Source organism: Aeromonas sp. QDB30, from assembly GCF_027707645.1.
Classification (GTDB): Bacteria; Pseudomonadota; Gammaproteobacteria; order Enterobacterales; family Aeromonadaceae; genus Aeromonas; species Aeromonas caviae.
Genome location: NZ_JAPCIY010000031.1, coordinates 1 through 18,270, shown reverse-complemented (window position 1 = coordinate 18,270; position 18,270 = coordinate 1). Strand labels below are relative to the sequence as shown.

At 62.4% G+C, this 18,270-nt stretch carries 17 protein-coding genes; 7 read left to right on the top strand and 10 right to left on the bottom strand.

All coding sequences use genetic code 11. The features are described 5' to 3' along the window. Window positions 1–53: 53 nt before the first annotated feature. Entirely contained in the window at window positions 54–1,646 is a 1,593-nt protein-coding gene (locus tag PG896_RS11325; protein ID WP_045524356.1) for a GGDEF domain-containing protein, read from the bottom strand. Between the two features lie 88 nt (window positions 1,647–1,734). Here PG896_RS11325 and PG896_RS11320 point away from each other — a divergent pair, with 88 nt between their 5' ends. The 6 genes from PG896_RS11320 to maiA all read left to right on the top strand — a co-directional run bounded on the left by PG896_RS11320 (window position 1,735) and on the right by maiA (window position 7,281). Beyond that, complete coding sequence (locus tag PG896_RS11320) at window positions 1,735–2,379, top strand: TIGR01621 family pseudouridine synthase (RefSeq protein WP_029314720.1); 645 nt, start codon at window positions 1,735–1,737, stop codon at window positions 2,377–2,379. Then, complete coding sequence (locus PG896_RS11315) at window positions 2,376–3,029, top strand: haloacid dehalogenase-like hydrolase (protein WP_270835722.1); 654 nt, start codon at window positions 2,376–2,378, stop codon at window positions 3,027–3,029. Before PG896_RS11320 ends, PG896_RS11315 begins: the two co-directional genes overlap by 4 nt. A 239-nt stretch (window positions 3,030–3,268) precedes the next feature. Beyond that, entirely contained in the window at window positions 3,269–4,423 is a 1,155-nt protein-coding gene (gene hppD / locus PG896_RS11310; RefSeq protein WP_201872201.1) for a 4-hydroxyphenylpyruvate dioxygenase, read from the top strand. Beyond that, on the top strand, window positions 4,416–5,564 hold the full coding sequence (locus tag PG896_RS11305) for a homogentisate 1,2-dioxygenase (protein WP_201872203.1): 1,149 nt from the start codon (window positions 4,416–4,418) through the stop codon (window positions 5,562–5,564). Before hppD ends, PG896_RS11305 begins: the two co-directional genes overlap by 8 nt. 10 nt (window positions 5,565–5,574) lie before the next feature. Next, on the top strand, window positions 5,575–6,573 hold the full coding sequence (locus tag PG896_RS11300; protein ID WP_010675121.1) for a fumarylacetoacetate hydrolase family protein: 999 nt from the start codon (window positions 5,575–5,577) through the stop codon (window positions 6,571–6,573). 69 nt (window positions 6,574–6,642) lie between these two features. Next, entirely contained in the window at window positions 6,643–7,281 is a 639-nt protein-coding gene (gene maiA, locus PG896_RS11295; RefSeq protein ID WP_181824809.1) for a maleylacetoacetate isomerase, read from the top strand. Window positions 7,282–7,353: 72 nt separating this feature from the next. Here maiA and PG896_RS11290 read toward each other — a convergent pair whose 3' ends face one another. The 5 genes from PG896_RS11290 to PG896_RS11270 all read right to left on the bottom strand — a co-directional run bounded on the left by PG896_RS11290 (window position 7,354) and on the right by PG896_RS11270 (window position 11,905). Then, the gene (locus tag PG896_RS11290) at window positions 7,354–7,977 is read right to left on the bottom strand and encodes a glutathione S-transferase family protein (RefSeq protein ID WP_257710055.1); all 624 of its coding nucleotides are present in this window, start codon (window positions 7,975–7,977) and stop codon (window positions 7,354–7,356) included. 127 nt (window positions 7,978–8,104) lie between these two features. Beyond that, entirely contained in the window at window positions 8,105–8,605 is a 501-nt protein-coding gene (locus PG896_RS11285; protein ID WP_201957385.1) for a thioredoxin family protein, read from the bottom strand. A gap of 170 nt (window positions 8,606–8,775) precedes the next feature. Beyond that, the gene (gene asnB, locus PG896_RS11280; protein ID WP_010675117.1) at window positions 8,776–10,440 is read right to left on the bottom strand and encodes an asparagine synthase B; all 1,665 of its coding nucleotides are present in this window, start codon (window positions 10,438–10,440) and stop codon (window positions 8,776–8,778) included. Window positions 10,441–10,645: 205 nt separating this feature from the next. Next, entirely contained in the window at window positions 10,646–11,014 is a 369-nt protein-coding gene (locus tag PG896_RS11275) for a cupin domain-containing protein (RefSeq protein WP_010675116.1), read from the bottom strand. Between the two features lie 141 nt (window positions 11,015–11,155). Further along, window positions 11,156–11,905 (bottom strand): HAD-IIA family hydrolase, encoded by a 750-nt coding sequence (locus PG896_RS11270; protein ID WP_010675115.1) that lies wholly within the window; start codon window positions 11,903–11,905, stop codon window positions 11,156–11,158. A gap of 201 nt (window positions 11,906–12,106) precedes the next feature. Between PG896_RS11270 and PG896_RS11265 the strand changes: the two genes are divergently transcribed. Beyond that, complete coding sequence (locus PG896_RS11265; protein ID WP_010675114.1) at window positions 12,107–13,126, top strand: adenosine deaminase; 1,020 nt, start codon at window positions 12,107–12,109, stop codon at window positions 13,124–13,126. A gap of 74 nt (window positions 13,127–13,200) precedes the next feature. On the opposite strand, the gene PG896_RS11260 is transcribed toward PG896_RS11265, so the two are convergent. The 4 genes from PG896_RS11260 to PG896_RS11245 form a co-directional block, all read right to left on the bottom strand. Beyond that, on the bottom strand, window positions 13,201–14,187 hold the full coding sequence (locus PG896_RS11260; protein ID WP_010675113.1) for a zinc-binding dehydrogenase: 987 nt from the start codon (window positions 14,185–14,187) through the stop codon (window positions 13,201–13,203). Window positions 14,188–14,331: 144 nt separating this feature from the next. Then, the gene (locus tag PG896_RS11255; protein WP_010675112.1) at window positions 14,332–15,441 is read right to left on the bottom strand and encodes an alkene reductase; all 1,110 of its coding nucleotides are present in this window, start codon (window positions 15,439–15,441) and stop codon (window positions 14,332–14,334) included. Window positions 15,442–15,617: 176 nt separating this feature from the next. Next, window positions 15,618–17,159 (bottom strand): TerC family protein, encoded by a 1,542-nt coding sequence (locus PG896_RS11250; protein ID WP_010675110.1) that lies wholly within the window; start codon window positions 17,157–17,159, stop codon window positions 15,618–15,620. Window positions 17,160–17,798: 639 nt separating this feature from the next. Further along, the gene (locus PG896_RS11245) at window positions 17,799–17,948 is read right to left on the bottom strand and encodes a hypothetical protein (protein ID WP_270835720.1); all 150 of its coding nucleotides are present in this window, start codon (window positions 17,946–17,948) and stop codon (window positions 17,799–17,801) included. Between the last annotated feature and the right edge of the window lie 322 nt (window positions 17,949–18,270).

Sequence of the window (18,270 nt, the reverse complement as noted above, 5' to 3'; positions counted from 1 at the left end):
CTGTTTATCGGTTTCACGGGGGTATCGGCTCTGTGTACCGGGAGATGAGCCAGTCAGCCGGACTGCTCCGCCAGCGTGATGACGCGGCCACCCTTGTCACAATACATGGCCCTGTCGGCCTGGATGAGCCACTGCTCCGGGCTCCAGTCATGCTGGTAGTGGCTGACGCCGATGCTGATGCCCACCTGCATCGGCTGGTCATTGACCACGAAGGGGGCCTGCATGGCCTGGCGGATCACGGCGGTGACCTCCTCTGCCTGACGGATATCGTAGCCCGGCAGCAGCAGGATGAACTCGTCTCCCGCCAAGCGGGCAAAATAGCACTGGTGGCCGATGGCGTCGTGGATCCGTCGGGCCAGCTGGCAGAGGATGGCATCCCCCTGGCTGTGGCCGAAGTTGTCGTTGATGCGCTTGAAGTCATTGAGATCGCAAAACAGCAGGCAGCCCGGATTGTCGCTTTGCACCTGGTGTTTCAATTGTTCCATCAGGCTCAGGCGATTGGGCAGCCCGGTAAGGGGATCGAGGCGGGCCAGTTGCAGTATCTCCTGCTCTCGCTGCTTGCGCAGGGCCACTTCCTGGTTGAGCCGCTTGTTGCTCATCAGAAGATAGAGGGAGAGCAGCAGGATGAGACCACCAACCCCCAGGCTCAGCAGGAACCATGGACGCCAGAAGCTCCACTGTTCTGAGGGGACCTGATAGAGGAAACGGGTCAGGGAGACCGGTTTGGCAAGGAGGCCTATCTCGACCAGCTGCTGCATGATGTGAGCGAAGCGATCCGGATTCATATACCCGATCTCCACATAGAGCGGCTGGATCATCTCCTTGCTCATCTGCAACTCGTATTCCATGTGGGCCTGGCTGCGGTTGACGCCATACTCCGTGCGCAGCAGGGCGATGGCTTCCTCGGGGTGGGTGAGGGCATAGCGCCATCCCTGGAGGCTGGCTGCACGAAAACGTGCCACCCGCTCCGGATTGAGCCGCTCCTGTGCCTGGGTGGTGAAGAGAATGTCGCTGTAGAAATCGATGCCGTAGTTGCGAGGGTTGATGACGGACACCGAGATGCCGCGCTCTTCCAGATAGAAGGGCTCATTGCTCAGATAGGCGTTGAAGATGTCTATCCGGCCGGCGATCAGATCGTCGATGTTGACCGAAGTGGGTACCGGGATGAGCTGGCGCTCGTGAAGCCCCTGATAGTAGAGGGTGGCCAGCAGTTCGGCATCCTGATGACCCGGAAACATCATGATCCGTTTGCCACGCATGTCCGCAACGGTGAGAATGCCGCTGTCGCGGCGTGCCAGGAAGATGGAGGGAGAGTGCTGGTAGACGCTGGCCAGCGCCAGCAGTGGCTTGCCCTGGGCGTAGTGGGTCAGCACCTCGGTGTTGCCGACGCCAAAGTCGGCGCGTCCGGCCAGCACCTCCTGAACCGGACTTATTCCCTTGCCACCTGGCCTTATCTCGACATCCAGACCGGCGTCGGCGTAATACCCCTTGGCCTTGGCCATGTGATAGCCCACAAACTGGGGCTGATGCAGCCAGCGCAACTGCAATACCACCTTCTCCGGCAGATCACGTGTCCGTTCACTGGCCTGGAGGGGCGAGAAGCAAGTGATGCCAAGCAACAACAGCCAAAACAGGCATTTTTTCATTCGTGCGATTCTTGTGCTGAGGATCCATGAAGATGGCCTGCAGGCCTGCATTCAAGTTGTTAACAAATAACATTCTAAAGGGTTATACATGTACCGGATACAATTGCAGCACAAAGATTTCATGGTGATCAACAAGCGTCCGGGCATTGGCATGCACGATGATGCCGGCGAGCCGGGTCTCGTCAATCGGGTCAGAATGGATACCGGTCTTGACCTCTATCCGGTCCATCGACTGGACAAGATGACCTCTGGGCTGGTGCTGCTGGCCCGCACCGCTGAAGCGAATCGCGCCCTCAGCATGGCTTTCGCGGCGCGGGAAGTGAGCAAGCAGTATCTGGCACTCTCCGATCGCAAGCCGAAGAAGAAGCAGGGCTGGGTGAAGGGGGACATGGAGAAAGGGCGAGGCGGCAGCTGGATGCTGAGCCGCACCCAGGATAACCCGGCCATTAGCTGGTTCGACTCCGTTTCGGTGCGCGAGGGGCTGCGCCTTTATCGCATCAAGCCCCGGACCGGCAAGACCCATCAGATCCGGGTGGCCTTGAAGAGCGTGGGTGCCCCCATCCTCGGGGATGAGCGCTACGGCGGCACGGCGGCGGATCGCGGTTATCTGCACGCCTGGCGCCTCGCCTTCACCCTGGCAGGTGAGAGCTTCGATCTCGTCTGTCCACCCGATGAGGGGGCGCTGTTCCTCCTGCCCGAGTTGCATGCCGCCATCGCAGAGATCACCGAATGAGCGCTGCAACCGCCAGAGTCCCAGCCCGTGGCTGGGTCCTGGCCGACTTCGATGACTCCCTGGCGCCGGATGACAGCCATGCGGGGTTGCTGCGTTTCATCTTGCGCCGCCGTATCTGGCCGCTGCTGCTGTGGCCACTGATGGCGTTCGGTGCCGTGATCTATCTGCTGCCAGGTCAGCGCAGTCGCGGCATTGCACTCATCTGGTGGGCCATCACCCTCGGGCTATCCCCCCTGGCCTGGCGCGCCCTGGTACGGCAGTACAGCCTGACCCGGCCCGGTCTGTATCGGGAGGCGCGAGCCCTCTTGACGGGGGAGGGGTACCGCTGCTGGGTCATCTCCGCCAGTCCCCGCGCCCTGGTCCGTGCCCAGATCCATCGTCAACTGCCAAGGCTCCCTCACCGCATCATCGGCTCGCGGATGGGTTACCGTTTCGGCGGCCTGGTGCCGCGCTTCTATTGCCATGGCAGGCACAAGCTGCTGCCCGAGCTCCTGACCCTGGAGGCCGCACTCACCCTGAGTGACAGCTTGCACGATCTGCCCCTGCTGGCGTTGGGGGAGCAGGCCTGGCTCATCAACCCGCAAAGGACTCGATTGCTAAAGGCGAGGGCGGTGCTGCCCCATATCGAACCCCGTCATTGGTCGCTGTAAGGCAAAGCTGACAGCCTTGCGGGACGCTAACGAGCGCAGTGCAAGGTCGGGGCTGCGATGTCACATTTCATTTACATTCTTTGGCGCGGATCCCCGCCAAACTATCTGAACGCCGCCCCTTCTCATTCCCTGCGCCCGCCACTCTAATGAAACAAGTTGTTAACAATGCCGTGCGGGCTGCCTGTCGAGCCCTTGCGGCGTGACCCGTTTCGTTATCAGTTCATCGCAAGGAGCGCATCATGACCACCCCTTCTTCCCGTACTCACACCATCAACCCCCTTGGCACCGACGGGTTTGAGTTCGTCGAGTACACGGCACCGGATCTCAAGGGCATTGCGGCCCTCAAGGCGCTGTTCGTCTCACTGGGCTTTGCCGAAGTGGCCAAGCACAGGCACAAGCAGTGCTGGCTCTATCGCCAGGGGGACATCAACTTCGTGGTCAATGCCGAGCCCCACTCCCAGGCGGAGGAGTTTGCCCGGGCCCATGGTCCGAGCGTGTGCGGCATGGCGTTTCGGGTGAGCGATGCCGGCCGCGCCCAGCAGTACGCCATCGGCCAGGGGGCCAAGCCGTTTGTGGGCAAAATCGGCCCCATGGAGCTCAACATCCCCGCCATCTACGGCATCGGCGAGAGCACCCTCTCCTTTGTCGATCGCTATGGCGAGCGGGGCTCCATCTATGACGTGGACTTTATCTTCTACCCCGACTGGCAGGCCCGCATGGCCGAGGTGGACGCGGGGCTCTATGAGATCGACCACCTGACCCACAACGTCCATCGCGGCAACATGAACCTCTGGTCGAATTTCTACGAGCGGATCGGCAACTTCCGGGAAATCCGCTACTTCGACATCGAGGGCAAGCTGACCGGATTGCACTCGCGCGCCATGACGGCCCCCTGCGGCAAAATTCGCATTCCCATCAACGAGTCGGCAGACGACAAGTCCCAGATAGAGGAGTACCTGCGTCAGTACAAGGGGGAGGGGATCCAGCACATCGCGCTCGCCTCTGCCGACATCTATCACACCATCCGCACGCTCAGAGGGCGGGGAACCGGCTTCATGCCGACGCCGGACACCTACTACGAGAAGGTGGACAGCCGGGTGGCGGGTCATCAGGAGGATCTGGCGGCGCTGAAGACGCTGCGCATCCTCATCGACGGCTCGCCGACGAAGGACGGCATTCTGCTGCAGATCTTCACCGATACCGTGATCGGTCCCGTGTTCTTCGAGATCATCCAGCGCAAGGGCAACGAGGGCTTTGGTGAGGGCAACTTCCAGGCACTGTTCGAATCCATCGAGCTGGATCAGATCCGCCGTGGCGTGCTGGACGGATCCACGCAAGGGGAGGTGAACGGTGCCGCGCAGGGCCAGAAAAACGGAGAACCGAGTGATGCGTAACTGGATAAGCTTCCCCCATCGGGAGGGAACCCACTCCCGCCAGGCCCATGCCGATCTGCCGGAGCAGGCCATCTATGAGCGCGAGCTGGGGCGCTCGGGCTTCTTCGGTCCGGCCACCCACATGCACCACAAGCATGCTCCCACCGACTGGGTCAACTGGGAAGGGCCGCTTCGGCCACGGGCGTTTGACTTGAACGATCTGCAGGAGGAGGTGAGCTCCCTCTCCCCCTGGGTGATGCCGGATATTCTCAGCAACCCCCACTGCCGCTACCGCATCTGGCGCCTGCATGAGCCCATGCCGTTTCTGGTGCGAAACGCCGATGGCGACGAGCTCCTGTTCATTCACGAGGGGAGCGGCGAGTTCTACTGCGACTACGGACACCTCATCTTGAGAGATGGCGACTATGTGGTGATCCCCCGTGGCACCATGTGGCGCATCGAGCCCACCGCGCCCCTCTTCATCCTGATGATAGAGGCGACGGAAGACAGTTATCAGCTGCCGGACAAGGGACTGGTGGGCAATCACGCCATCTTCGATCCGGCGGCCCTGGACGTGCCCGCCATCAACGAGCGCTTCCTGGCTCAGCAGGATGAAAACCCCTGGTCGCTGCAGATCAAGCGCCACGATCAGGTCTCGGTCGTCACCTGGCCGTTCAACCCGCTGGATGCACAAGGGTGGCACGGGGACTTGTGCGTGGTGCGCCTCAACTGGCGGGATATCCGCCCGCTGATGAGCCACCGCTACCACCTGCCTCCCTCGGCCCACACCACCTTCGTGGCGAGCCGTTTTGTCATCTGCACCTTCGTGCCGCGTCCCATCGAGAGCGACCCAGGTGCCCTGCGGGTGCCCTTCTACCACAGCAACGACGACTTCGACGAAGTGCTCTTCTACCACGCCGGGGACTTCTTCAGCCGGGACAACATCAAGCGGGGCATGGTCACCTTCCACCCTGCCGGCTTCACCCATGGTCCCCATCCCAAGGCCTTTGCGGCGGGGCTGGCCCATGCCAAGACCTTCACCGACGAGGTGGCGGTGATGCTCGACACCCGGGATGCCCTGGTCGTCGGCCCGATCTGCGAAGGGGTCGAACACCCCGGTTATGTTACCAGCTGGCAGCGTCCAGAGATGCTCGGCAAATAAGGAATTCGATATGAAATTGGCAACCCTGAACAATGGCAAGCGCGACGGCGCCCTGGTGGTGGTGAGCCGCGATCTGGCGCGCGCCGTCCACGTGACGACCATTGCCCCGACCCTGCAGTCGGCCCTCGACCAGTGGGGCGAAGTGGCGCCGCAATTGGCGAAGGTTTATCAGCGACTCAACGAGGGCGCCTGCCCCGACGCCTTCCCCTTCGATGAGGAGGCGTGCCTCTCCCCGCTGCCTCGCGCCTACCAGTGGATTGACGGCAGTGCCTACGTCAATCACGTGGAGCTGGTGCGCAAGGCGCGCGGCGCCGACATGCCAGAAAGCTTCTGGCACGATCCCCTGATGTATCAGGGCGGCTCTGACAGCTTCCTGCCGCCCCGTGGCCCCATCGTGATGGGCTCCGAGGAGTGGGGTATCGATTTTGAGTCGGAAGTCGCCGTCATCACCGACGACGTGCCCATGGGTACCCGTTCGCAGGGGGCGGCGAGCCACATCAAGCTCTTGATGCTGGTCAACGACGTGAGCCTGCGCAACCTCATTCCTGGGGAGCTTGCCAAGGGCTTTGGCTTCTTCCAGTCCAAGCCCTCCAGCAGCTTCTCGCCGGTGGCCATCACCCCGGACGAGCTGGGGGATGACTGGCGCGATGGCAAGGTCCACCTGCCCCTGGTGACCCACCTCAACGGCGCCCTGTTCGGGCAGCCCGACGCCGGGGTGGACATGACCTTCAACTTTGATGAGCTGATTGCCCATGCCGCCAAGACAAGGCCGCTCGGGGCGGGCTGCATCATCGGCTCGGGCACCGTCTCCAACTACGACAGAAGCCGGGGATCCTCCTGCCTTGCCGAGCGGCGGATGCTGGAAATTATCGAGTCAGGTCAAGCCACTACACCCTTTCTGCGCTTTGGTGATACAGTGTCCATCGCGATGCAGGATCGCAACGGGATGAGTCTGTTTGGCACCATTTTGCAGCGGGTCACGCAAGCAACGGCCGAGCGGGCGAGCTAGGAGAGCCCGACCCCGGGAGGGGCGGGCGACACGGCAGGTGGCAGACACCTGCCACCACAGGGACACACTATGCTGCAGTTGTTTGGATATTGGCGCTCATCGGCCAGCTTTCGCGTGCGTTTGGTACTGCAACTCAAGGGGCTCGATTATGAGCAGCACCCGGTCAACTTGCGGCAGGGTGAGCAGAAGGAGAAGGCCTACCGCCGGGTCAATCCCCAGGGGCTGGTGCCGTTTCTCGTGGACGATGACGTGCATCTGGGTCAGTCGGTGGCCATCATGGAGTACCTCGACGAGACCTATCCCGCCTACCCCCTGATGCCCTCCGTCCCCATCGAGCGCGCCCGGGTGCGCCAGATAGTCAACATGATCGCCTGTGACACCCACCCCCTCAACAACCTGCGCGTGCTGCACTACCTGGAGCAGGAGCTGGGGCAGAGCAAGATGGCGCGGGATGCCTGGTATCGCCACTGGATAGACGAGACCTTCACCGCGCTGGAGCAGCTTCTCATGACCACCGCCGGCATCTATTGCGTGGGCAACGAGGTCACCCTGGCGGACTGCATGCTGGTGCCCCAGGTCTACAACGCCCGCCGCTTCGACATGACCCTGGATGACTACCCCACCATTGCGCGCATCGTCGCCAACTGCGAGCAGTTGCAGGCCTTTATCAAGGCCGCCCCCGCCAATCAGCCGGATGCCCAGCCCTGAAGCTGTGCAGACCGGGCCAGCGCGTTGGCCCGGTCTGCCGTCTCTTTCCTTATCCGGGTTATCTTGCTCGCCTCAGGGCGTGCCATTGGCCCCGTAGCGTCGAAACCCCGGCCGCTCTTTCAGTCGCTGGTAGTAGTCGTCCACGGCGGGTAGCGACGGGCGATCATAGGGCGTCTCCAGCCAGCGGTTGACTGACAGCCCGATGGGAATGTCTGCCAGCGAGAAGTGCGGACCGGCCACATATCCTCCGGTTGTTTGAAGCTGTCTCTCCAGGATCTCCATGCAGTGAGACCACTGCAGGCAAGCTGCGTGAAGGGCCTGATGGTCTTGATGCTGGGGGGAGCGCCTCACCAGCGACAGGAAGGCGTAGCGCCAGGCGGTGTTCAAGTCCGATGCCTGCCAGTCAATCCATTGATCGACCCGAGCCCTGGCTCTCGCCTCGGCGGGATAGAGGACATTGGCACCATGGCGCGTCGCCAGGTAGCGGATGATGGTGTTCGACTCCCACAGCGTAAAATCCTCATCCTGAATGACGGGCACCATGGCATTGGGGTTGAGCGACAGAAACGCCGGGGTGTCCGTGGGTTTGAAGCCGGATCCCCACTCCTCCAGCTCGAAGGGGAGGGCCAGTTCGGCGCAGGTCCACAGTACCTTGCGCACATTGATTGACGACGCCTTGCCCAGTATTCGCAACATCTTTTTCGTCCTTGTCCGGGGTGATGGATGGCCTGTTTGTCGCAGACATGCCACTTCCCTGTTTGGTAGCCATCAGTGCCCTGCACTGTCACTGACCGTGCGGGGCCCTGTTTTATTGACTGGCGAGTCAGCCGTGGGGGGGCCTGGGCTGGAAATAGGCGATAAATTCGCCGAGTTTCTCCCCGTCGTAACTCTTCCCCTTCTCCAGCAGCCCGGTGTTGAAGGACTCGAGCAGCCTGCCTTTGGCATCCAGCACGTAGAAGTGGGGGACCCCCAGATACTCGGGATAGGCTTTCAGGAAGGATTCATTCTTGTTCTGCTCGCTGACGTTCACCTTGACCACCACGAAGGTGCGGTTGAGCTGGCCGGCGAGATCGGGTTCCCGGTCCAGAAAGCGGTTCATCTCCTGGCACCAGCTGCACCATTCGCCCCCCACCAGCAGCAGGACTTTCTTGCCCTCGGCACTGGCCTTGGCGGTAGCGGCGGTGAGATCGCGGGCCGGCTCCCGCGTCTCGTCATAACCCTGGCTGTAATCGGGCAGGCTCTGACTCCAGAGGTGGTCGCCCGCGCAGGCGGCGCCATTGAAAAGGAGGGAGCCCAGCATCAGGGGCAGTAACAGTCGTTTCATGGGTCTCTTCCTTGTGTCGTTATCTTTGCTTCCAGGCGCAGACAATGTGACACGAGGCGTTTCCTGCGCCAAGCCGCAAACAGGGAAGGGGAAGGCAAAAAAAGCGGCAATGGAATGGCAGAAAACAACAAAGCCCCTCAAGAGGGGCTTTGTATTCAGGTCAGGGGCGATCAGTAACCCTGCTGATGTACATCCATCACGGCGCGACCGGAGGGGTCGGCCATCTCCTTGAACTTGGCATCCCACTCCAGTGCCGTCGGGGTGGAGCAGGCGACCGACTTGCCGTAGGGCACGGTGCGGGCGGCGGACTCCAGCGGGAAGTGCTCGTCGAAGATGGCGCGGTAGTAGTACGCCTCCTTGGTGAGCGGGGTATTGACGGGGAAGCGGAAGGCCGCGGCCTCGAACATCTGATCCGTCACCTCTTCCTCGACCATGGCTTTCAGGCTGTCAATCCACGAATAGCCCACGCCGTCGGAGAACTGCTCCTTCTGACGCCACGCCACTTCGTGGGGCAGCAGATCCTCGAAGGCTTCCCGCAGGATGTGCTTCTCGATCTTGCCCTTGCCGCACATCTTGTCGGCGGGATTGAGGCGCATCGCCACGTCCATGAACTCCTTGTCGAGGAAGGGCACGCGGCCTTCCACGCCCCAGGCGGCCATGGACTTGTTGGCCCGCAGGCAGTCATAGAGGTGCAAGGAGGCGAGCTTGCGCACGTTCTCCTCGTGGAACTCACGGGCGTTGGGGGCCTTGTGGAAGTAGAGGTAGCCGCCGAACAGCTCGTCGGAGCCTTCGCCGGAGAGCACCATCTTGATCCCCATCGCCTTGATGTAGCGGGCCATCAGATACATCGGGGTGGAGGCGCGGATGGTGGTGACGTCATAGGTCTCGAGGTGATAGATGACGTCCCGCAGGGCATCCAGCCCTTCCTGCACGGTGAAGTGGATCTGGTGGTGGATGGTGCCGAGGTGATCGGCCACCTTGCGGGCGGCAGCGAGATCCGGCGACCCTTCCAGGCCGACGGCGAAGGAGTGCAGCTGGGGCCACCAGGCTTCGCTCTTGCCATCGTCTTCCACCCGGCGGGCGGCATAGAGCTTGGTGATGGCGGAGATGACGGACGAATCCAGACCACCGGAGAGCAGCACGCCGTAGGGCACGTCGCACATCAGCTGGCGCTTGACCGCCGCTTCCAGGGCCGCTTTGAGCTCGGCCTTGTCGCTGACGTTGTGCTCGACCGGCGCGTACTCCATCCAGTCCCGTTTATACCACTGTTTAAGCTCGCCATCCTTGCTCCACAGGTAGTGTCCCGGCGGGAAGGTCTCGACGCTCTTGCAGACCGGCACCAGGGCCTTCATCTCGGAGGCGACATAGAAGTTGCCGTGTTCGTCGCGGCCGGTATAGAGGGGGATGATCCCCATGTGGTCGCGACCAATCAGGTAGGCATCCTGCTCGGCGTCATAGAGGATGAAGGCGAAGATGCCGTTCAGATCGTCCAGGAACGCCGGGCCCTTCTCCTTGTAGAGGGCCAGCAGCACTTCACAGTCGGAGTGGGTCTGGAACTGGAAGTCGACCTTGAGGTTCTTCTCCAGCTCCTTGTGGTTGTAGATCTCGCCGTTGACGGCCAATACGTGCGTGCGCTCGGGATTGTAGAGAGGCTGTGCGCCGTTGCCCGGATCGACGATGGCCAGGCGCTCGTGCACCAGGATGGCCTTGTCGGAGCTGTAGACGCCGGACCAGTCAGGCCCGCGGTGACGCAGTCGCTTGGACATCTCCAGGGCCGATTTGCGCAGGGCAGTGGCGTCGGTCTTGATGTCCAGAATGCCGAAAATAGAACACATTGGCGGTAATCCTCTTGATTTTTATATGAGCCCCCCACGTTTGGGCTCGAAATTCCATTTACATTCCTCGCCAATCACAATGCCTAGCGGAAAACCCTTTTGCAAGCGGGAAAACCGCAGAAAATCATGCCGTAAGCGTCAAGTTGCGCAGGGGATGGCGGCCGTCCGGCCGCCTGAAGAGAGAGGGTCAGGGTTGACGTGCGCGTCAACTCGCGTCGGGTTCGAAGATCACATAGAGCTTGCGACAAGGGGTGAGGGTCTCCCACTGCCCGACAAAACCGGCGGGAATGACGAACTGAACCCCCGGTTTGAGGTGCAGCCGGCCGCCCTGCTCGTCGTGGATCACCGCCTCCCCTTCCAGCATCTGGCAGTATTCGTGTTCGGTATAGTGAACGGCCCAGCAGCCCGGCTCGCAAGCCCAGAAGCCCACGTGAAACTGCTGGCTCGGGTCGGAGTAGTGGTTCCATGCCGTCTGGCTCGGCGTCCCGGCCCTGATGCGCTCGGGGGCCGGCATCAGCGGGGTGGGGGAGACAGTGTGTTTGTCCAGCAGGATCCAGTCGTTCAGGCTCTTCATGGTGCGTCCTTGAGTGGCGAAGGAGCATCCTGCTCCCGTTTAGTTTGTTTAACGATTTTGCGCTTACGTTAAACGAAACGGGCCCCCTTTGCCAAGGGGGCCCGTGCAGGCTGAAGGCTACCGGAAGGGCGGCACCCGGGATCAGACGATGTCGATGTCCACCACGGAGTCAAAGATGTGGTTCGGTCGAAACGGCATGCGGTCGATGTCCGCCACCTTGCTCACCCCGGAGAGCACCAGCACCGTCTCGAGACCGGCCTGGAAGCCTGCCAGGATGTCGGTGCGCAGGTTGTCGCCGATGATGATGGTGTCGTCGGAGTGGGCCTCCATCCGGTTGAGGGCCGCGCGAATGATCCAGGCGCTCGGCTTGCCGACATAGAAGGGCTTCTTGCCGGTCATCCGCTCGATGGGGGCGCACAGGGCGCCGCAGGCCGGGTACATCAGGGGGCCGTGGGTGTCGGGGTTGGTGGCGATGAAGCGGGCCCCCTGATCCACGAACTTGGCGCCCTGCTGCATCATGGTCCAGTTGTAGTTGCGGGTCTCCCCCACCACCACGAAGTCCGGGTCGATATCGGTGATGGTGAAGCCGGCCTTGTAGAGCTCGTGGGTCAGGGCCCCTTCGCCAATCACATAGGCCTTCTTACCATCCTGGCGCTTGAGAAAGTCGGCGGTGCCCATGGCGGAGGTGTAGAAGCACTCCTCGGGCACCTCTATTCCGGCGGAGCGGAAGCGGTTTTGCAGATCTTTCTGGGTCTGGGCCGGGTAGTTGGTGAGGAACAGGAGCTTGCTGCCCTGCTCCAGCAGGCGGTGGACGAAGCGGTCGGCGCCGGGAATGAGATCGTTGTTGTGCAGGATGACGCCGTCAATGTCACAGATGACGTTTTTCTTCATGAAATCTCCTTGTAGGGCGCAAGAGCGGGGACAGGGCATCCCTCTGTTTGTCTCTTCAATCGGTTATGGTTTTTGTGCCGCCATTATAAGGCCCTTTGATGACAAGTCTCCCTCGGTGGGCCAGATGGGTGCACAATGAAGGCGAAGGGAGGGCGCCGCCCCGGTGGTGCCCGCACGGAGTCTGACGATGGAGCCGTCATCATGGAGCACTTTATTGCCGACTTGCCCAAGCTGGAACTGCACCTGCATATCGAGGGGACCCTCGAACCCGAGCTGATGTTCGCCCTCGGTCAGCGCAACGGGGTGGCGCTGCCCTGGCCCGATGTCGACAGCCTGCGCGCCGCCTATGAGTTCGACGGCCTGCAATCCTTCCTCGATCTCTACTACCTCGGCGCCAGCGTGCTCATCCACGAACAGGATTTCTTCGACCTCACCTGGGCCTATCTCGAGCGCTGCGTTGCCGATCACGTGGTGCACGTGGAGATCTTCTTCGACCCCCAGACCCACACCGCCCGCGGCGTGCCCTTTGCCACCGTGTTGGGGGGCATCGAGCGGGCGTTGCAGGCTGGGGAAGCAGCCTTTGGCATCAGCTGGCGGCTCATCATGAGCTTCCTGCGCCACCTGAGTGAAGAGGCGGCATTCGCCACCCTGGCAGAGGCCACGCCGCACCTGGCGCGCCTGCACGGGGTCGGCCTCGATTCGGGGGAGCAGGGCAACCCGCCCAGCAAGTTCGCCCGGGTCTTCGCTCGCTGCCGCGAGCTGGGGCTGCCGGTGGTGGCCCACGCGGGGGAGGAGGGGCCGGCTGACTACATCTGGCAGGCGATCCGGGAGCTCGGAGTGCAACGCATCGATCACGGGGTGCGCTGCGTCGAGGATCCCGCGCTGCTGAGCTATCTTGCCGACACCCGGCTGCCCCTCACCGTCTGCCCCCTCTCCAACGTGCGGCTCAGGGTGTTTGACCAGATGGCCCAGCACAATGTGCTGAGGCTGCTGGAGCAGGGGCTCTGCGTCACCGTGAACTCCGACGATCCCGCCTATTTCGGGGGATACCTGGGGGCCAACTTCCAGGCCCTGGCCGACGGGCTTGGCGCCAGCCAGGAGCAGCTGTGCCGCCTCAGTCTCAATGCCGTGGAGGCGAGCTGGCTGAGCCTCGCGGACAAGGTGCGTCTGACCCGGGACATTCGCCTCCATGCCGCCCTGCACGGGGTGAGCCTGCACTGAGCAGGCCGCCTTGCACACCTTGAATGGAGGAGGCCCGCCATGGCGGGCCTCTTTGTGCCATCGTTGGGCGGGTATCAATCCACTCTCACCAGATACTTTTCCCCTTGTCCCTCCTGCTTGACGCGAGTGAGAAGGGAGGGCAGGGCGTCGAAGTCGCCCACCACCAGCGGCGGCAGGGTCAGCTCGCCGCTCGCCATCTGCGCCATCATGGCGACACCGGCCGCCACCAGACGGCTCCACTGTTTGTCCGAGCCAAAGGCGTGCTGGGCGCCGAGGGCAATCTCGTGCAATGAGTGGCAATGGCTAAAGGCGGGCAGCGGGTTGCGCGCGATGCGCCCGAGCACAGTCACCATGTGGCCGTAATAGCCAAGGGCAGGCAGCAAGGCTTCTGCCTGCTGGCTGGAGACCAGATCGATGATCCCCTCGAAGGGTTCACCGCCGTTGGCGGCCTGCAACTGGGCCAGCCAGTCGGGATCCCGATAGTCCGCCACCCCCTGCACGCCTAGCTGTTTGAGCCACTGGTGATGGCGCGGGCTGGCGCTGGCAAAGACGCGGGCCCCCTTCTGGAGGGCAAGTTGCACCGCGAAGCGGCCGACACTGCTGCCAGCCCCAGTGATGAGCAGGGCCTCCCCGTGCAGGTGAGGCAGCTTGGCCAGTGCCTGCCAGGCGGTGAGGCCGGGGCAGGGGAGCGCGGCGGCCGCCTCGTCGCTCAGGGCATCGGGCACCGGCATCAGGGCGCGAGCCGGCACCAGGGTGTGGCGGGCAAAGCTGCCGCCGTGGCGCAGGTCGGTGTGATAGGCGACCCGGGTGCCGGGGCGCAGGTGGGTGACATTGGCCCCCAGTGCCACCAGGGTGCCCATGCCATCGACGCCAGGCACATGGCCTGGCTGCCAGTGGGGATGACCCTGTTCGATGAGTTTCCAGTCCACCGGATTGAAGGCGATGATCCGGTTGGCTATGAGGACCTCGTCGGGCCCGGGGGTGGGGAGCGCTTGCCGGGTGAGGGTGAGCTGGTCCGGTTCGCCGGGGGCGTGCCAGCACCAGGCCTGGGTATGGGTCATGGTGACTCCTTGGATGAGAGGGGTGGGTGCCTTGATTGACTCACATGGCGTAACAATGCCTTGAACTGCTGTTGCACTGGCAAGACAACAAGGCGAGCCCCCTGTTGGAGGGCCCGCCCGGGAAGAGGTTCGGCGCCAGCCGCCTTATGCCCGCTCTGCCCCATAGACGGGGTAGTCCGTCAGCCCTTTCTCGCCGCCGCCAAACAGGGTGGCGGGATCATGGGGGGCGAACGGATGGCCGTGGCGCAGGCGGTTCGGCAAGTCGGGGTTGGCCACGAAGGGGCGACCGAAGCCAATCATGTCGGCCCAGCCCGCCTCGATGGCGGCGCGGGCGCGCTCCCCATCGTATTTGCCGGCGTAGATGAGGGTGTTGGGGAAGGCGTCGCGCAGCCCCTGCTTGAAGCTCTCCGCCATCAGGGGGGCGTCGTCCCAGTCCGCTTCGGCGACGTGCAGATAGACCACGCCGAGCTGGCCCAGCAAGCGCGCGGCGGCCAGATAGGTCTCCTGGGGGTTGGCATCCACGGTGCCGTTGAGGGTGGTGAGTGGCGCAAGGCGTACCCCGACCCGGTCGGGACCGATCTCGTCACAGACCGCCTCGGTCACCTCTTTCAGGAAGCGCAGCCGGTTTTCGAGCGAACCGCCATAGCCGTCGGTGCGGGTATTGGACTCGGAGTCGAGGAACTGGTTGATGAGGTAGCCGTTGGCGGCGTGCAACTCGATGCCGTCAAAGCCCGCCTCCATGGCGTTGCGGGCAGCCTGGCGAAACTGCCCCACCACGGCGTCGATGTCGGCCTGGGTCATGGCGCGCGGGGTGACGGTCTCCACAAACCCCGGGGCATCGCTGCCGTTGTCGACGAATACCTTCACTCCCTTGGCCTGGATGGCGGAGGAGGAGAGGGGCTGGGCGCCGCCGATGTTGTCAGGATGGGTGACCCGGCCCACGTGCCAGAGCTGGGCGAACATGATGCCCCCCTCGGCGTGGACGGCATTGGTTACCTGCTTCCAGCCTGCCACCTGCTCGGCGCTGTGGATGCCCGGCGTCCAGGCGTAGCCCTTGCCCAGGGGATCTATCTGGGTGCCTTCGCTGATGATGAGGCCGGCCCCGGCACGCTGGGCGTAGTAGGTCGCCATCATGGCGTTGGCCACGTCCCCGGGCTGGCTGGCGCGGGAGCGGGTCATGGGGGGCATGACGATGCGGTTGGCAAGGTGCAGCTGGCCGAGGCGAAGGGGGCAGAACAGGGGATCGTGGTGCATGATGGATTCCTCAATCTTTGGGAGTGAGGTGACTCTAGAGGGGATTGTTATTGTGAAAAAGAGGGGGTATTGCAGAAGAGAATTGCCGTTATCGCAGCAATGGCCCGGGAGGGGCCTGGTTCGCGCCAGAAAAAAGAGGGCCAAGGGCCCTCTCTTGCTGTGATTGCCGCCGATGATCAAGGGGAGAGTGGGGTAACCCGTACTCGCTCGATGCGCCGCTCGCTCACGGCCATGACCTCGAAGCGGAACTGGCCGAGGTGCAACTGCTGACCGACGTCTGGCAGGCTGCCGAAGTGGGAGAGCAACATGCCCGCCAGGGTCACGTACTCGTCGCTCTCGCTCACCAGACCGTCGCAGTTCAGGGCCTGCTCCACCTGATGGATGTTGGTGGTGCCGTGGATGAGCCAGTGCTCGCCCTCGCGCACCACATCGGGGGTCTCGTCCTCGTCCGGCAGTTCGCCGACGATGGCCTCCAGCAGATCGTGGTTGGTGACCAGTCCCTGGATGACGCCAAACTCGTCCGCCACTAGGATGAGGCTGCCCCTGGCCTGGCGCAGCTCCGCCAGCAGCCGGATCACGTTGATGGTCTGGGGCACGATGACGGGCTCGTTCTGTCTGGCAAGTGCTGCCAGGGACTGCCCCTCGTTGAGGGCAAACAGCAGATCCCGTGCCTTGACCACCCCGATGATCTCGTCCAGCTTCCCGTCACAGACCGGGAACAGGCTGTGGGGGGCCCGTTGCAGCAGGGCGCGGATCTCGTCCTCGCTGTCGCTCACGTCGATCCACTCCATCTCGGAGCGCGGGGTCATGATGGTGCGAATGGAACGCTCGGCCAGCGACAGCACGCCGCTCACCATGTAACGCTCCTCTTCACCGAAACCGGGGGGCAGGGGCTGAGCCTGCACCTCTTCTTCGTCCTCCTGCGGGTGGGCTGAGCGCTTGTTCCCCCCCATCAGCTTGAAGATGGCGGCGGTGGTGCGCTCGCGCAGGGGCTGGCGAGCCTCATGGAGCAGGGCACTGCGCTGGGCGAGCTGGTTGAAGAACTCGATGAGCACCGAGAAGCCGATGGCCGCGTAGAGGTAGCCCTTCGGAATGTGGAAGCCGAAGCCCTCCGCCACCAGGCTGAAGCCGATCATCAAGAGGAAGCTCAGGCAGAGCACCACCACAGTGGGGTGGGCGTTGACGAAGCGGGTCAGGGGCTTGGAGGCGAGCACCATCACTACCATGGCGATGGTCACGGCCGCCATCATGACGCCGAGGTGATCCACCATGCCGACGGCGGTGATGATGGAGTCCAGGGAGAAGACCGCATCCAGCACCAGGATCTGGGCGATCACCACCCCGAACCCGGCATAGACGCCGGTGCCGCCTTGCTCCTCGGGCTTGGCCTCGAGTCGCTCATGCAGCTCGGAGGTGGCCTTGAACAGCAGGAAGAGGCCGCCTCCCATCAGGATGAGATCCCGACCGGAGAAGGGGTGATCCCAGATGTGCAGCAGAGGAGCCGTGAGGGTGACCAGCCATGACATGATGGTGAGCAGTCCCAGGCGCATCAGCAGGGCCAGGGAGAGACCGATGATGCGCGCCTTGTCCCGCTGGGCGGGGGGCAGTTTTTTCACCAGGATGGCGATGAAGACCAGGTTGTCTATCCCGAGAACGATTTCCAGGATGATCAGGGTAAGCAGACCGACCCAGATTGACGGGTCCAGCAAGAATTCCATGTGATTGACCTCAATGAAGACAGATGCAGTGAATCGTGGTCACGGCGTGGCCGTGGTGACGGAGACGATCGCTTCAGAGGCGTTGGTTGAGCAGGTACAGATAGGCTTTGATGGGAAAAGACGAAGGGCTACTTCGGGGATTGTCCATGATGGGCAATAAAACCTCGGGTCAAAAGTGAGCCCTGATGATAACGACTCGCCGCCATTTGGCAAGGGGGCTGTCAGGGGGGACGCGACGAAGGGATTGCCGACGGGGGAGGCAAGGGAAAGGGGCATTGATGCGCAGCCAAGTTTGACTGGAGATAAAAGAGCGACACATTGACACGATCACAAATATAGGTGCTGAACAAGGAAAATAAACGATCTGATACCAACAACCGGATTCATCAGGCTCATATATATCCATTATTTTTGTAATAATTTGTTTCAGGGGGAAATATTGCGGCTGTGTCATGGGAGAAAGAAGGAATAGAGGGGGTTATGGTGTTTGATATGGAGTTATTATTCTAAATTTAACTTGTTCGCCACCAACTAATTCACATTAATCATATATTCAGCGTATAAAAAGCAAGGAGGCCCAGGCCTCCTCGTTTGCGCTCACACGGGTTGTTTCAGGGGACGTTAACCCTGGTCGTCAGGTCAATTGCCGGTATAGGCCGCGCCCTGAACATGCCCCTTCTTGTCGCTTAGACAGGACCAGGGGGCATCGGCACCCGGCACCTTGATGGTCACGCCCACCCCTGCCTCGGAGTCCATCACATCGGTCACCTGCAACTTGCTCTGGGCCACCTTGGTCTTGGCGGAGACCGCTTGCAGGCAGGCTTTCTCGGCGAGGCTGCCCTTGTGGGCAGGGGCTGAGGCAGTGGCTGCAGCAGGGGCCGCAGAGGAGCCTGGCTGGCAGGTACCCGAGCCTTTCTTGCTGGTGTAGGAGACATCGTACTGGCCCCCGGTGTTGCTGATGGAGAGGGTGACGCCGGCGCCCTTGGCCTCGTAGAACTCCTCGCTGTACTTCTTGAGTTTGGCCTCCTTGCCATCAGGGCCGACGCATGATCATTCTCTGCACAAGTTGATCAAGTCTCGATCAGTTGAACGGCTCCAAGTACGATTTTAA

Excerpts from the sequence above, each read along its gene's own strand:
- PG896_RS11325 (WP_045524356.1), bottom strand. The coding sequence starts at position 1,646 with ATGAAAAAATGCCTGTTTTGGCTGTTGTTGCTTGGCATCACTTGCTTC.
- PG896_RS11320 (WP_029314720.1), top strand. The coding sequence starts at position 1,735 with ATGTACCGGATACAATTGCAGCACAAAGATTTCATGGTGATCAACAAG.
- PG896_RS11315 (WP_270835722.1), top strand. The coding sequence starts at position 2,376 with ATGAGCGCTGCAACCGCCAGAGTCCCAGCCCGTGGCTGGGTCCTGGCC.
- hppD (WP_201872201.1), top strand. The coding sequence starts at position 3,269 with ATGACCACCCCTTCTTCCCGTACTCACACCATCAACCCCCTTGGCACC.
- PG896_RS11305 (WP_201872203.1), top strand. The coding sequence starts at position 4,416 with ATGCGTAACTGGATAAGCTTCCCCCATCGGGAGGGAACCCACTCCCGC.
- PG896_RS11300 (WP_010675121.1), top strand. The coding sequence starts at position 5,575 with ATGAAATTGGCAACCCTGAACAATGGCAAGCGCGACGGCGCCCTGGTG.
- maiA (WP_181824809.1), top strand. The coding sequence starts at position 6,643 with ATGCTGCAGTTGTTTGGATATTGGCGCTCATCGGCCAGCTTTCGCGTG.
- PG896_RS11290 (WP_257710055.1), bottom strand. The coding sequence starts at position 7,977 with ATGTTGCGAATACTGGGCAAGGCGTCGTCAATCAATGTGCGCAAGGTA.
- PG896_RS11285 (WP_201957385.1), bottom strand. The coding sequence starts at position 8,605 with ATGAAACGACTGTTACTGCCCCTGATGCTGGGCTCCCTCCTTTTCAAT.
- asnB (WP_010675117.1), bottom strand. The coding sequence starts at position 10,440 with ATGTGTTCTATTTTCGGCATTCTGGACATCAAGACCGACGCCACTGCC.
- PG896_RS11275 (WP_010675116.1), bottom strand. The coding sequence starts at position 11,014 with ATGAAGAGCCTGAACGACTGGATCCTGCTGGACAAACACACTGTCTCC.
- PG896_RS11270 (WP_010675115.1), bottom strand. The coding sequence starts at position 11,905 with ATGAAGAAAAACGTCATCTGTGACATTGACGGCGTCATCCTGCACAAC.
- PG896_RS11265 (WP_010675114.1), top strand. The coding sequence starts at position 12,107 with ATGGAGCACTTTATTGCCGACTTGCCCAAGCTGGAACTGCACCTGCAT.
- PG896_RS11260 (WP_010675113.1), bottom strand. The coding sequence starts at position 14,187 with ATGACCCATACCCAGGCCTGGTGCTGGCACGCCCCCGGCGAACCGGAC.
- PG896_RS11255 (WP_010675112.1), bottom strand. The coding sequence starts at position 15,441 with ATGCACCACGATCCCCTGTTCTGCCCCCTTCGCCTCGGCCAGCTGCAC.
- PG896_RS11250 (WP_010675110.1), bottom strand. The coding sequence starts at position 17,159 with ATGGAATTCTTGCTGGACCCGTCAATCTGGGTCGGTCTGCTTACCCTG.